Source organism: Rhizobium sp. Leaf262 (genome assembly GCF_001422245.1).
Lineage (GTDB): Bacteria > Pseudomonadota > Alphaproteobacteria > Rhizobiales > Rhizobiaceae > Agrobacterium.
Genome location: NZ_LMMM01000020.1, coordinates 116,134 through 129,699 on the forward strand (window position 1 = coordinate 116,134; position 13,566 = coordinate 129,699).

Sequence of the window (13,566 nt, forward strand, 5' to 3'; positions counted from 1 at the left end):
CCGGTAAGTCAAATGTATCAGCTATTCATCATTGTTCAAGAGGCAATATATGAGACGGTACGCAACAATCGCCCTCATGGCGGCATCCCTGTCGGGCCTGTCTGCCTGTGCGCCTGAAAAAGAAGCTCAGGAAAAGCCGCCGCGGCATGTCGAAGTGGTCAAGGTGAAGCCCGTCGAGGTTACGGATTCGGCTTCCACGACCGGTGAGATCAGCGCCCGCGTCCAATCCGATCTGTCGTTCCGTGTCAGCGGGCGTATTGTCGAGCGCCTTGTGGACGTGGGCGACCATGTCTCTAACGGTCAGGTTCTTGCCCGTATCGATCCGGAAGAGCAGAAGGCAGATCTTCAGGTTGCGCTGGCAACGTTGCAATCGGCGCAAGCCCAGCAGACACAGGCGCAGCAGGCGTTCGACCGACAGCAGAGCCTCTTCAACACCGGCGTCACCACAAGAGCGGCGCTCGATCAGGCGCAGGAAACACTGCTGACAGGACAGGGGACCGTTCAATCTGCGCAGGCGCAGGTCGATACCGCACGCGACGCGCTTGAACAGACCGAACTGAAGGCGGATGCCGATGGCGTCATTACGGCTCGCAGCGTGGAAGTTGGTCAGGTCGCGCAGGCGGCCCAACTTGTTTTCACCCTCGCCCATGACGGCCCGCGCGACGCAGTGATCAATGCGGATGAAACCACGCTTCTGGGCGGCGAAATCCAGCATGATGTCATCGTCACGACACTGACTGGTGGCAAGCCCATAAAGGCAACGGTTCGGGAAGTCTCTCCGGCGCTAGACACCACGACGGGAACCATTCGCGTCAAACTTACGCTTGATGCCAACGCAGATGTACGGCTCGGTAGCCCGATCGTCGCGACCGCGCATTATAAACCATTCGACATGATCGTACTTCCCTGGTCGGCAATGGCATCGGACGCCGGTCACCCCGCCGTCTGGCTCGTAGACCAGAAGAGCGGCGCCGTTTCCTTGCGGAAAGTCGAAGTGGGAAAATACGCAAATGAACGCTTTACGGTTCGTTCCGGCCTGTCGGAAGGGGAAGTCGTCGTGACCACCGGCACCAAATTTCTGGCTATAGGCGAAACCGTCTCTTATGAAGGAAGTGCCCGATGACATCGCAAAAGACTATCGTGGCGCTTCTGCTTGCCGCCACCTTTCTGTCTGCCTGCCAGAAGGAAGAGGAGCCAGCTGAAAAACCGCGGCCCGTGCTTTCCATTATCGCTCAGCCTGCACCTGCAGCAACCTTGACCCTACCTGGCACCGTCAACGCGCGCATTGAGACGCAATTCGGCTTTCGCGTTCTTGGTCGCATCGTGGCGCGAAACGTTCAGGTCGGCGACATCGTGAAAAAAGGCGATGTGCTGGCTGCGATCGATCCTCTTTCGCTGGAACTTGCCGTCAGAAGCTCGCAGTCGGATCTTTCCAACGCCCAGGCGCAATACGCGAATGCGGTGACCAACGAACAGCGCCAGCAAACGCTTTTCGAGAAGCAATCCGCCGCCAAGGCGACCTTCGAAACTGCGCAGCAAGAACGCGCCACAGCCCAAGCAAACCTGGCCAAAGCGCAGGCCAACCTCGACAAGGCGAACGAGCAGTTGAGCTACGCACTCCTGCTAAGCGAGTTCGACGGCGTCGTCACCAGTACGTCCGCCGAGGTTGGTCAGGTGGTGTCGGCGGGACAAAGCGTCGTCACCGTTGCTCGTCCCGAGGAACGCGACGCTGTGATCGACGTGCCGGAAGCGGCGGTTTCACTGCTCAAGCCCGGCACCGCATTCGACGTAGCGCTTCAGCTCGACCCGACCTATCACGCGCAAGGCCTGGTTCGGGAAGTCGCACCGGAAGCTGATGATGCAACGCGGACGCTGAGAACGAAACTCGCGCTGGTCAATCCGCCGGACGCCTTGCGTCTGGGTGCCGTCATCACTGCCACGGCAACATCGGATGCGCAGCCCATTATCCGTCTACCTTCTTCCGCAATCAAGCGCGATGGCCAAAAGACGCTCGTCTGGATCGTGGACGCCAAGGCGGGCAACGTGTCCTCGCGGGATGTCACCCTTGCACCAGGTTCTGTTCCCGGCGGTTCCGTGGTCGTCGAAGCAGGCGTCAATCCCGGTGACCGTGTCGTGGTGGCCGGTGTCAACCAACTTAAAGACGGCCAGGCCGTGCGCATCGAGCAGGAGAATGCCCAGTGAAATCGTTCAATCTCTCCGACTGGGCGCTCGATCACCGTTCGCTCGTCTGGTACTTCATGATCATCTTCATCATCGCCGGTACCCTCTCCTACATCAATCTGGGTCGCGAAGAAGACCCCGCTTTCACGATCAAGACCATGATCATCAACGCCCAGTGGCCGGGTGCCTCTGCCGAGGAAGTGACCAAACAGGTCACAGATAGAATCGAAAAGAAGCTTCAGGAGCTGGACGCGCTGGATTACACCCGCAGCGAAACCAAGGCTGGCCAGACGACGATCTACGTCGAGCTTCTTCCCACGACGAAGGCCAGGGACGTCACCGGCAACTGGATCCGGGTCCGCAACATGGTCAACGACATCAAGGGAGACCTGCCGAGCGGTGTCGTCGGCCCCTTCTTCAACGACACGTTCGGCGATGTCTACGGCAATATCTTCGCCTTTACCTCCGATGGCCTCTCACAGCGACAACTGCGTGATCTCGTGGAAGATGCGCGCGAAAAGCTTCTGACGGTGCCCAATGCCGGCAAGATCGACGTCGTGGGCGAACAGGACGAGGTGATCTATCTCGAATTCTCCACCCGCAAGATTGCGGCTCTGGGGATCGACCGCCAGGCCATCATCGACACGCTTCAGGCACAGAATGCCGTGACCCAATCCGGCTTCGTCGATGCCGGGCCGGAGAGCATCGCATTGCGGGTGGGAGGAGCATTCCTGTCGGAGGAAAGCCTCAAGACCATCAATCTGCGGGTCAATGACCGTTATTTCCCGTTGACCGACATTGCCACGATCAAACGCGGATATGTCGATCCTCCGTCCTCGCTCTTCCGCTTCAAAGGCAAGCCTGCCATCGGCCTTTCCATTGGCATGATACCCGGCGCCAACCTTCTGACCTTCGGCGAACAGCTCGATGCGGAAATGAAGCGCGTGGTGGCTGACCTCCCCATTGGCGTAACCGTGGAGCGGGTTTCCGATCAGCCTGCCGTGGTGGAAGAAGCCGTTTCCGGCTTCACGACGGCGCTTTTCGAAGCCATCGTCATCGTTCTTGCCATCAGCTTCATCAGCCTTGGTGTTCGTGCGGGTCTGGTCGTTGCAATTTCGATCCCGCTCGTTCTGGCCATCACCTTCGTGTTCATGGAATATTCGGGCATCTCGCTCCAGCGCATTTCGCTCGGCGCTCTCATCATCGCTCTGGGCCTTCTGGTGGACGATGCCATGATTGCAGTGGAGATGATGGTGTCCAGGCTGGAAGTAGGTGACGACCTGCGAAAGGCTGCGACATACGTCTATACATCCACTGCATTTCCGATGCTCACGGGCACGCTCGTCACTGTTGCAGGCTTCATTCCGATTGGCCTCAACAGCAGCGCTGCAGGTGAATTTACCTTCACGCTCTTCGTCGTCATCGCCGTGTCTCTGGTGGTCTCATGGGTCGTTGCGGTGGTGTTCACCCCGCTGCTCGGCGTCGTCATTCTGCCCAAAACAATGAAGTCGCACCATGGTAAAAAAGGCCGCGTTGCAAGCGCCTTTGCCTGGATGCTGCTGCTTGCTATGCGTTGGCGCTGGGTGACGATCGTCTCGACCGTCGTCGTCTTCGCCCTGTCACTCGGTGGCCTGGGTCTTGTCCAGCAGCAGTTTTTCCCCGCGTCTGACCGCGAGGAACTGATTATCGACTGGAATCTCCCGCAAAACAGCACGATTGCCGAAACCAACAGGCAAATGACGCAGTTTGAGCAGGAGAAGCTTGTCGGCAATGGCGATATCGATCACTGGTCGACCTATGTCGGTGAAGGCGCTCCCCGTTTCATCCTGTCCTACGACGTCCAAAGCCCAGCCGCATGGTTTGGTCAGATCGTCATCGTGGCAAAGGACCTGGAGGCCAGAAACCGCCTGCGGGCCGATCTTCAGGATTATCTTTCCAACACATTCCCGGGCACGGATGCCTTCGTGAAGCTGCTCGACATTGGACCGCCGGTTGGAAAGCCTGTCCAGTATCGTATCAGCGGACCGGACACGCAGACCGTGCGTCAGCTCGCACAGCGGTTCGGTAACATCATCAATGCGCAGCCGTTGCTGTCCAACATCGCCTATGACTGGAACGAACCGTCCCGCGTCGTGAAGGTAGACGTCTTGCAGGACAAGGCACGCCAGTTGGGTGTTTCCTCGCAGGATATCGCAACCGCTCTCAATGATATCGTTCAGGGAACCACCGTGACCCAAGTCAGGGACGACATCTATCTGGTCGATGTGGTGGGCCGTGCCGAAGACCTCGAACGCGGTTCGATCGATACACTCCGCAACCTTCAGCTTGCTGCATCGAACGGCAAGTCCGTCCCGCTCTCAGCTGTCGCGAAGTTCCGCTATGAGCTGGAGCAGCCTATGATCGGGCGTCGTGACCGCATGCCGACGATCATCGTCAAGGCCGCCGTCGTCGGCCCGACGCAGCCTGCAACGATCGTCGAGAAATTGAAGCCCGAGGTCGAGAAGTTCACTGCTTCGCTGCCGACAGGCTACAAGGTCGAAATCGGCGGCTCGGTGGAATCGAGTGAAGAGGCACAGGGACCGATCGCAGCGGTCGCTCCCATGATGCTGCTGGCCATGGCCACGATCCTGATGTTCCAGCTTCAAAGTTTCAGCCGCCTGTTCCTCGTCTTTGCCGTCGCTCCGTTGGCTCTCATCGGCGTCGTCGCAGCCCTGTTGCTCAGCAACGCTCCGATGGGCTTCGTTGCCATCCTCGGCGTGCTCGCGCTGATCGGTATCCTCATCAGAAACTCGGTCATTCTCGTGGTGCAGATCGAGCATCTGCGAGAAGAGGGTGTCAGCGCCTGGCAAGCGGTGATCGAAGCTACGGAACACCGTATGCGACCGATCATGTTGACGGCGGCAGCGGCGACGCTGGCCCTCATACCTATCTCTCGCGAGGTCTTCTGGGGCCCGATGGCCTATGCCATGATGGGCGGGATTGTGGTAGGAACGGTTTTGACGCTGCTGTTCCTTCCTGCGCTCTACGTTGCATGGTTCCGTATTCCCCGTGAAGATGACGCCAAGCCGACGCAGGAGCCCGCAACGGTCTGATTTACCGGAGGGCGCGTCAGCGCCCTCTTCCATGCCCACCTCGCAGAGCGAAGCCCAACGTGTTTCTATTCTCATCCAGCATCGACAGGCGTTCGCGCTACATCATGACCATAGCTGCCGTTGCCGTGGCCCTGTCGGGCTGCGTTTCGCGCCCGACGCCAGCCGTGCTGCAACCCGTTGCATTGAAGAACGACCCGGCCCAGAAAGTGACCATACTCGCCGTCACCAACCGCGTGTTTCAAAGCAAGGAAAACGCGTTCGGCAATCGCTGGGCCACGGATGTCCACTACGACCGCTTCGTCTTTTCCGTGCCGCGCGACAGGAACGGCGCAAATATCACATACCCTTCGTCTAAACCCGACCCAAAGCGCGAATTCGTCATAACCGAACGGGAAAAGCTCTCGCTGGATGCGTTGGTTCAGGACGCTGCCGCATCTGCCGCCAAATTTGATGGTACGGCCGCCGTATTCGTTCACGGCTATAACTACTCGTATCAGGAGGCGCTTTTCAGAACTGCCCAGATGTCGGCGGACGCCACCTCCATGAGTGCGCCGGTCATGTTCTCCTGGCCATCGGCAGCAAGCGTCACGGGTTATGTCGCCGACAAGGATGCGGTGCTGTATTCACGCTCACAACTGGATGCGCTTTTGACCGCCCTTGCCAAAGCGCCCAAGATCAAACGCATCGTCCTCTTCGGACACAGCATGGGCGGTTTTCTGTCCATGGAAGTCGCACGGCAGTTGAAGTTTCGGGGGCAGAATGACGTTCTGGCAAAGCTGCAGATCGTGCTTGCTGCACCGGATATCGACGTTGACGTCTTCAAATCTCAGCTTGGTGATATCGGACGTATTCCCAACCCGGTCGTTCTGCTTGTGTCAAAAAGCGATGACGCGCTCAGCATATCGAGTTTTGTGAGCGGCGAGCGACCGCGCGTCGGCTTGCTTGATATAAACGATCCGCTAATCGAACAGGCAGCCAAGGCAGAACGCCTCACAGTCATCGACATCTCTTCGCTGAAATCTTCCGACGGTCTTGGTCACGACCGATACGCTTCGCTAGCCCGCTTCTCCGGTGATTTGGTCAGGGCCGAAGCGCAGATGCGCACGAACGGCAAGAACATTGGTGCATTCGTCTTCGATGCTGCCGGTGCTGCTGTCGCAAGCCCTTTCAAACTGGCGGGGCAAATAACCCGACAGTAGAGATGCATAAGCAGACCTGACAACAAAAATGCACGGAGCATAGGCTCCGTGCATGTCTTTAGACCGTGAGTTCGAATGGTCGGTTACTTCCGTATTTCAGTCAGTTCGGCGATGATGGCGTCAACGACATCAGGGCCAATCTGCTGCTTGTGCTTCTCGTAAACCACCATGGACTTTTCGCGGATACGGGTCTGTTCTTCCGGTGACAGGGTGTTCACCTTCAGTCCCGCTTCCTTGATTTTTTCGAGCGAGGTCTTGTTGAGTTCCTGAATGACCTTGCGCTCCTCGTCACGTCCAACGACCGCGCACTCACGAAGCGCTGCCTGCTCTTCTGTTGTGTAGGTGTCGAAGATTGCCTTTGAGAACAGCAGCAGGAACGGCGTGTAGGCGTGGTTCGTCTCGGTGATATACTTCTGAACCTCGAAGAACTTGGACGTGTCGATCGTCACATAGGGGTTTTCCTGTGCGTCGATCGCATTGGTTTCAAGTGCGGAAAATACTTCGCCGAAAGCCATTGGTGTCGGGTTCGCACCAAGGTTCTGGAAGGTGTCGAGGAAGATGTTGTTCTGCATGACGCGAACCTTCATCCCCGAAAAATCCTCCCACTTCGTTACTGGGCGAACGGAGTTGGACAGGTTTCGGAAGCCGTTCTCCCAATAGGCGAGGTTGACGAGACCGGCAGCCTCCAGCTTTTCATTCATCATGTCGCCGAACTTGCCGTCGAGCACCTTGTAGGCCTCCTGCGGGTTTGCAAAGAGGAACGGCAGATCGAAGACGCCAAGCGCTGGAATGATGCCGACGAGCGGCGAAGACGACGTGACGACGCCTTCCTGAACACCAGACCGCAGTGCCTGCGTCGCCTGAAGGTCGCCGCCGAGTGCGCCGCCCCAGAAGGCGGTGATCTTGAGCTTGCCGCCGGATTTTTCATCGAGGCAGGCCTGCATCGCCTTGATACCGTTGCCTACGGGGTGATCGGCGTTGATGCCGTTGGAAATACGAATATTTCTGGCATTGAACTCGGCAAAGGCTGGCATTGCAGCCGACAGACCGAATGCGAATGCCGTGGTAGCGAGTAGCAGTTTTCTCATTTTATCCTCCCAGATTGATAGAAAACGATGATTGAACGGTGACGCGTTAGCGAAGCCAGCGCGCAGGCACGAGAACGATGTCCGGAAAAATGACCAGCAGAAACAAGACGATCGTTTGCGCCAGCAGGAAGGGCCATACGCCGATCGTGACCTTGCCGAGCGGAATACGTCCGACACCGCTGACGACATTGAGAACCACGCCGACAGGCGGCGTAATCAGGCCGATACAGTTATTCATGATGAACATGACGCCGAAATAGACGGGATCGATGCCGGCCTGCTTGATAATCGGCATCAACACCGGCGTCAGAATGAGAATCGTCGGCGTCAGATCGAGCGCGGTACCGACGACAAGGACGAGGATCATGATGACGAACATCAGAAGCATCGGACGATCGATCAGCGGCTCGATATAACCGGCAATCTCGGCGGGGATGTTAGCTGCCGTGATGAGCCAGGCCGAAACGAGCGCTGCACACACCAGAAACATGATGACCGACGTCGTCTTGGCGGCCTGCAGAATGACCCGCGGCAAATCCTTCGGCTTCAATTCACGATAGATAAACATGCCCACGAACATGGCGTAAGCCGCAGCGATGACGGCAGCCTCCGTCGGCGTCACGACGCCCGCCTTGATGCCGCCGAGAATGATGACCGGCATTCCGAGCGCCCACGCGGCGCGACCGGTAGCTGTCAGCCGTTCGGACATTGGCGCTTTCGGCAGCGGTTGCACGTTATCTTTGCGGACGACGATCAGCCAGGCGACGACGAGCGAGAGCCCCATCAAAATGCCGGGAACGATGCCCGCCATGAACAGTTGCGTGATGGAAACGTTTGCGGCCACACCGAACACGATGAACGCCATCGATGGCGGAATGACCGGAGCGATGATGCCACCGGCTGCAATCAGTCCGCCAGCGCGCGGAACATTGTAGCCCGCCTTTGCCATCATCGGCAGCAGAATGGCAGCGAGCGCGGCCGTATCCGCTGCCGCAGAGCCTGAAATACTGGCCATGATGATCGCAGCCAGAATGGCCACGATGCCGAGACCGCCACGTATGTGACCGACGCATGCAATGGCGAAATCGATGATACGGCGCGACAGACCGCCCGAATTCATCAACTCACCCGCCAGGATGAAAAAGGGGATCGCCAGCAGCGTGAAGGTGTCGGCACCAGCAATCATGTTCTGCGCGATGATCTGGGTGTTGAACATGCCCATGAACCACATGAGAATGACGCCACAGAACATCAGGGCAAAGGCGACGGGCACGCCGATGACCATTGCGCCCAAGAGCGATGCGATAAAGACGAGAAGTGTCATCAGGTCCGCTCCGCCAGTTGTTCGACTGTCAGGTTCTCACCGGCAAAGGCTGAAATCTCCTCATCGGTGACGCGCCCGGTCAAAAGTCGCACGAGACGCTCCAGCGCGATCAGAACCATGCCAGCACCGGTGAATAGACCGATCCCGTAGACCCAGATCATCGACATGCCGGTCACCGGTGCAGCCATGCTGGCGTTGATGGGAAACTGTTTCCACGTACCCCAGAAAAAGATGGCCGAGCAGACGATGATCACCACATTGGCAAGCGACATGCAGATGATGCGACCGCGACGCGACAGAAACATTACGAGTGTTTCGATACCGAGATGGCTGTGCTCCCTGAAGGCGACGACGGCACCTATGAAGGTCAGCCAAACGAAGAAGTAACGCGACAATTCTTCCGATACGTTGAGGCCGGAATTGAAACCGTAGCGAAGGATCACGTTGAGGAAGACCATGATCGCCATGCCTGACAGCAGCAGGATCAGCAGGAGCTCGAGGAAACGATAGAAGAGATCGATGGCTTTTTGCATGTCTCACACCTTTCCAAGAAGACCGCGTCGGGCCAGATTGCGAATGAGGGAACCGACGCCGAACGTCCATTCCGGGCACTGGTCGGTGCGCTCAACCCGGTTTACGAGCCGTCCGAGCTTTGCGGTGGAAATCTCAACCCGGTCGCCGATTTCGTGGGTGAACCCCTGCCCTGCGCCACGGCGGTCTTTGACAGGCGCAAACATGGTGCCCAGAAACAGAACCGCACCATCAGGATATTGATGATTTCGATTTCTCAATTGGGAGGCAAGGCTTTCGGGTGAGCGGCTGATGGCTTCCATCGGGCTTTCGCCTGTCATTTCAAAGCCGTCTTCGCCTTCCACCCGCAAGCCAACACGAACCCGGCGCAAGTCCTCCATTGTGAAGCTTTCGTCGAAAAGTCGGATGAAGGGGCCGATGGAGCAGGAAGCGTTGTTGTCCTTGGCCTTCCCCAGAAGCAGGGCGGAGCGCCCTTCGACGTCGCGAAGGTTGACGTCGTTGCCCAGGCTTGCACCTAGGATCGTGCCGTCCGAGCGCAGGACGAGGACCACTTCCGGCTCGGGATTATTCCATTGGGAAATTGGGTGGATGCCGACGAGATCGCCGCATCCTACCGATGACATAGGCTGTGCTTTGGTAAATATCTCCGCATCAGGGCCGATGCCGACCTCGAGATATTGCGACCAGAGGCCCATGTCCTGCAAGAGCGTCTTGACCGCAGCAGCCTGTTCGGACCCCGCGACGAGACCACGAAGGCTATCGCCGAGAACCGGCGCGAGCTTGGCACGAATGTCCTGAGCGCGACGGGGATCACCCTTGGCCTGTTCCTCGATCACCCGCTCCAGCATGCTGTCTGCAAAGGTCACGCCAGCAGCCTTGATAGCCTGCAGGTCGATCGGCGCCAGAACCTTGCCAGCATCGCCAGACAGGAAGTCCTGCAACGGTCCAAGGTCTGGAAACGAGGTCGAGTGACGAAGGACCGCGCCGAGATCATCCAGTTCGAGCAGACCTGACATCGTTGGCGCGATGCTTGACAGATCCAGAACCCGGCCATCGGAGATAAGAACCGGACAAGGACCACCTTGCGCGTCAGACCAGACGCGCCCGACCAGGAGAGCGTTATCGGCATCGTCCGGCAAAATGGATTCTGCGCGCAGTACACCTTCGGAATTCACGGATAGTCCTCCACATGTCCAGACAAGCCCCTTGCCCTCCAGCAGTAGGCTTGCCGTATTGTCAGGATGTCTGACAATCGTCCCGAACGATGTCTAAAACGTTTTCGGTTCTGGTCAAAGCATATTTTACATCTTGCACATAGTTCTGATGTTTTACACACAGCCCAGCAACCGGGCGGCCCTTCCACTGCCCGTTTGCAGCTTGGCGGGAGCGCAGACTTGCATCAATCGGATATGATTTGGAACTTCACAGCTGGAGAGCGGTTTAATGGGTTCATTAAGAGGAGACAAATATGCCTGACCGTGACCTTCCCGGTACCGATCCAGTCGAAACACCTCGTGGACCGACAACAACACCCGGTATTCCTGACCGCACACAGGAGAAGCCCGCAGCTCCTCCCATAACGAATCCCGGTGACAGCAAAAATCCCAACGATCCGGTGATCAATCCCGCACTACTGCCCATAGGTGATCCAGCAGGGGCTGCATGAAGTAGAAATAACCAGAGCTGACGAAAAGAATTCCAGGCGGCTAAGCCGGGTCTGTGGAAACGATGGAGATTTCTCTCTGATTCCAGCCTTCCGGCAGCGGAAGAGGTCTCACCACATGTACGTCGTCAAGGTCTAGGCCGGTGACGTTATGTGTAAAAATGCCCGGCATGCCGCCTGGATACTCAATCAGCCCGATGATCTTCCCATCAGGTCCAAACCGCCAGGCGTTTACTCGCCCCGCACTTTTGTCCTCAATCGGAAACCGATCGAAGCGATCCTCAATCGTCGGGCGGATATCATAACTTAGTCCCGTCTTCAAAGGGCCAGGAACCTGCTCTAGCGAGACCCTGCGTAGAGCCACCCCTGAAATACCACCGGGCGTTTCTGCAACTAGGTTGATGGCACCTTCCATTCGTCCCGTAACATCTTCGACAACGACATCTGTAACAGCCCCGGCCGGGAACTCTTCCGGGCGGCGATCGAGCACCGTGATTGTTATCGCTTCTCCAGAACCCCAAAAACCTGCGGGCGTTTCATGGCAATCCACGGTGATACGCACGAAGCGAACACCAGCCACAGCACCGCCATCACGTGAGAAGATACCAAGGCCACGATTGGATTTTTCGATACGGACATCTTCAAAGGAGATGTTGCGGAAGTCAGAGAAACTTTCCGTTCCCAGCTTCAAGGCACAGGAGCGGCTTTCCACGATGCAATTTCTGACAATGACATTCTCACAAGGTCCGGTTAGCGAACCGTCCTCCCGACGCGTCGTTTTCAGCACGATCCCATCATCGGCGGTTCGAAAAACACTGTCGATAATGTCGACGTTGCGGCATCCGTCGATAACGATGCCGTCAGTGTTTGGCATTCGGCGATCATTATCGACAGCAACACCTTTGACCTTGATGCCGTCGCATCCGGCGAAATGCATGGTCCACATTGGAGAGTCGTCGATGCGCAGGTTTTCGATTGTGATGTCACGGCAAGCATCGAGAACCAGAATACGCGGACGGTGGCGTGATGCGACAAGCGTTCCCATCTCACCATCGTCACCGTGGGTATAAGCTGTCGATCCGGCGCAGAAAATCCGCCCGCCGCCGATCAACGCAATATTACGAGCACCCACCGCGGTCATCATCGCCCGGTTGCTTTCCTCGGCAACGATGGCAACGGTCGTATGCGCATAGGCGTCGTAGCGCGGTACGAAATGCAGCTCGGCACCATCTGAAATCTCGATCGTCAAATCAGAGCGTAGCCGCAACCCACCACAATGGTGTATCCCCGCTTCGAGCAAGACATGGAGCGGTCCTGTTTGCGCGTCGAAAAGTGACTGCAGCGTTTCAGTGATCTCGCCGCTCTGAGGTGAAATACGGATGGGTGAAGATGTCATGGGTACATCCGATCGTTTGTTCAAGAAACATGTCCGACGGTCTGAGACAGGCCGCCACTGAAATCAGCAACGCGTCTGCAAAAGCGCGGCGATATAGCCGTAGCAAAAAGCAAAAGCGACTTGCTGCTGGTTTTCCCCAGCCAGCGTTGGCGCATGATCAGGCATGACCATGTATTGATAGCCCGTGTCTCGCAGTGCATCGATGACCGCAGGCATGTCGATATCGCCGTCTTCCGGAAAGCTTTCTCGGAACGAATAGCGCTTGCCGACGATGTTGCGGAAATGAATGTTCATGATCTTGCCGCGCTCACCAAACCAGCGTGTGATTTCAGGCACTTCGGACACATCCTCAACCATCTCACCCAAGGTACCGATGCAAAAGTTCAGGCCGTGGACCGGGCTTTCATGCATTCCGACGAAACGCTTCATGCCCTCGACAGAGCCAAGAACCCGGGTAACGCCCATGTAGCCCGGCGGCGTTGCCGGGTCGTGCGGGTGACAGGCGAGACGAACATTGACGGACTCCGCCACCGGAACCACGCGCGCCAGGAAATAATCGACCCGCTCCCAGATCGTGTCCTCATCAAGCGAGCCGACGCCAGCCGGTGCCGGTTCATCGGGATTGGCAAGGTCCAGCCTGAACGCCTCTGCCATATAGCCACCACGCCCCGGCTCCATGGGTGTGCGGGGAATGCCGATATAATTGAAATTATAGCGAACGGACGGAATACCGGCAGCAGCACAATTTTCGATCAGCCTGCAAATTCCGTCGATCTGGCTGTCACGCTCCGGCCCCGCCAGCATGATGTCTTTGCAGGGCACATCCCGGTCGACCCGCGTGGACGGCATGGGAAGCTGCGTCATATCGAGCGTCAGGCCGAAACTCTCGATCTTTTCGCGAAAAGCCTCCAGCGTCGCTCGATCCCATGCACGCCAATCGCCCGGCGGCGTGGCGGAAACGTTGCTGACGCCGAGCTGCTTCATCACCCGGTAGTCATCGTCGTTGCGGGCCGGGATTTGTGTTCCGAGATACATCTGCTTGCTCCGTTCAGTCTGTCTTATGGAAACTCAGCCAAAAGGCTGTCGCACTGC

11 protein-coding genes are annotated in these 13,566 nt (G+C 57.5%); 5 read left to right on the forward strand and 6 right to left on the reverse strand.

Annotation, left to right across the window (positions count from 1 at the left end; all coding sequences use genetic code 11):
- Positions 1 to 49: 49 nt before the first annotated feature.
- The 4 genes from ASF29_RS21610 (at position 50) to ASF29_RS21625 (ending at position 6,472) form a co-directional block, all read left to right on the forward strand.
- On the forward strand, positions 50 to 1,123 hold the full coding sequence (locus tag ASF29_RS21610) for an efflux RND transporter periplasmic adaptor subunit (protein WP_062452742.1): 1,074 nt from the start codon (positions 50 to 52) through the stop codon (positions 1,121 to 1,123).
- Positions 1,120 to 2,202 carry an efflux RND transporter periplasmic adaptor subunit gene (locus ASF29_RS21615; protein WP_062452743.1) on the forward strand — a complete coding sequence of 361 codons (1,083 nt, stop codon included), beginning with the start codon at positions 1,120 to 1,122 and terminating at the stop codon, positions 2,200 to 2,202. Before ASF29_RS21610 ends, ASF29_RS21615 begins: the two co-directional genes overlap by 4 nt.
- Positions 2,199 to 5,273 (forward strand): efflux RND transporter permease subunit, encoded by a 3,075-nt coding sequence (locus ASF29_RS21620; protein WP_062452744.1) that lies wholly within the window; start codon positions 2,199 to 2,201, stop codon positions 5,271 to 5,273. Before ASF29_RS21615 ends, ASF29_RS21620 begins: the two co-directional genes overlap by 4 nt.
- A gap of 104 nt (positions 5,274 to 5,377) precedes the next feature.
- Positions 5,378 to 6,472 carry an alpha/beta fold hydrolase gene (locus tag ASF29_RS21625; protein ID WP_062452845.1) on the forward strand — a complete coding sequence of 365 codons (1,095 nt, stop codon included), beginning with the start codon at positions 5,378 to 5,380 and terminating at the stop codon, positions 6,470 to 6,472.
- Between the two features lie 83 nt (positions 6,473 to 6,555).
- Here ASF29_RS21625 and ASF29_RS21630 read toward each other — a convergent pair whose 3' ends face one another.
- The 4 genes from ASF29_RS21630 to ASF29_RS21645 are packed head-to-tail and all read right to left on the reverse strand — an operon-like array spanning position 6,556 to position 10,590.
- Complete coding sequence (locus tag ASF29_RS21630) at positions 6,556 to 7,560, reverse strand: TRAP transporter substrate-binding protein (RefSeq protein ID WP_062452745.1); 1,005 nt, start codon at positions 7,558 to 7,560, stop codon at positions 6,556 to 6,558.
- Positions 7,561 to 7,606: 46 nt separating this feature from the next.
- On the reverse strand, positions 7,607 to 8,884 hold the full coding sequence (locus tag ASF29_RS21635) for a TRAP transporter large permease subunit (RefSeq protein WP_062452746.1): 1,278 nt from the start codon (positions 8,882 to 8,884) through the stop codon (positions 7,607 to 7,609).
- Positions 8,884 to 9,417, reverse strand: coding sequence for a TRAP transporter small permease (locus ASF29_RS21640; protein ID WP_062452747.1), 534 nt, complete (start codon positions 9,415 to 9,417; stop codon positions 8,884 to 8,886). Before ASF29_RS21640 ends, ASF29_RS21635 begins: the two co-directional genes overlap by 1 nt.
- Positions 9,418 to 9,420: 3 nt before the next feature.
- Positions 9,421 to 10,590: a fumarylacetoacetate hydrolase family protein gene (locus ASF29_RS21645; RefSeq protein WP_062452748.1), complete on the reverse strand. Its 1,170-nt coding sequence runs from the start codon at positions 10,588 to 10,590 to the stop codon at positions 9,421 to 9,423.
- Positions 10,591 to 10,883: 293 nt separating this feature from the next.
- Here ASF29_RS21645 and ASF29_RS24210 point away from each other — a divergent pair, with 293 nt between their 5' ends.
- Complete coding sequence (locus ASF29_RS24210) at positions 10,884 to 11,081, forward strand: hypothetical protein (protein ID WP_082453671.1); 198 nt, start codon at positions 10,884 to 10,886, stop codon at positions 11,079 to 11,081.
- A gap of 40 nt (positions 11,082 to 11,121) precedes the next feature.
- On the opposite strand, the gene ASF29_RS21650 is transcribed toward ASF29_RS24210, so the two are convergent.
- Positions 11,122 to 12,474, reverse strand: a complete 1,353-nt coding sequence (locus tag ASF29_RS21650; protein WP_062452749.1) for a glycosyl hydrolase family 28 protein — start codon at positions 12,472 to 12,474, stop codon at positions 11,122 to 11,124.
- A gap of 63 nt (positions 12,475 to 12,537) precedes the next feature.
- Positions 12,538 to 13,509, reverse strand: a complete 972-nt coding sequence (locus ASF29_RS21655; protein WP_062452750.1) for a mannonate dehydratase — start codon at positions 13,507 to 13,509, stop codon at positions 12,538 to 12,540.
- Positions 13,510 to 13,566 lie beyond the last annotated feature (57 nt).

Coding starts and splice junctions, on each gene's coding strand:
- ASF29_RS21610 (WP_062452742.1), top strand. CDS start 50: ATGAGACGGTACGCAACAATCGCCCTCATGGCGGCATCCCTGTCGGGC.
- ASF29_RS21655 (WP_062452750.1), bottom strand. CDS start 13,509: ATGTATCTCGGAACACAAATCCCGGCCCGCAACGACGATGACTACCGG.
- ASF29_RS21625 (WP_062452845.1), top strand. CDS start 5,378: ATGACCATAGCTGCCGTTGCCGTGGCCCTGTCGGGCTGCGTTTCGCGC.
- ASF29_RS21640 (WP_062452747.1), bottom strand. CDS start 9,417: ATGCAAAAAGCCATCGATCTCTTCTATCGTTTCCTCGAGCTCCTGCTG.
- ASF29_RS24210 (WP_082453671.1), top strand. CDS start 10,884: ATGCCTGACCGTGACCTTCCCGGTACCGATCCAGTCGAAACACCTCGT.
- ASF29_RS21635 (WP_062452746.1), bottom strand. CDS start 8,884: ATGACACTTCTCGTCTTTATCGCATCGCTCTTGGGCGCAATGGTCATC.
- ASF29_RS21615 (WP_062452743.1), top strand. CDS start 1,120: ATGACATCGCAAAAGACTATCGTGGCGCTTCTGCTTGCCGCCACCTTT.
- ASF29_RS21630 (WP_062452745.1), bottom strand. CDS start 7,560: ATGAGAAAACTGCTACTCGCTACCACGGCATTCGCATTCGGTCTGTCG.
- ASF29_RS21650 (WP_062452749.1), bottom strand. CDS start 12,474: ATGACATCTTCACCCATCCGTATTTCACCTCAGAGCGGCGAGATCACT.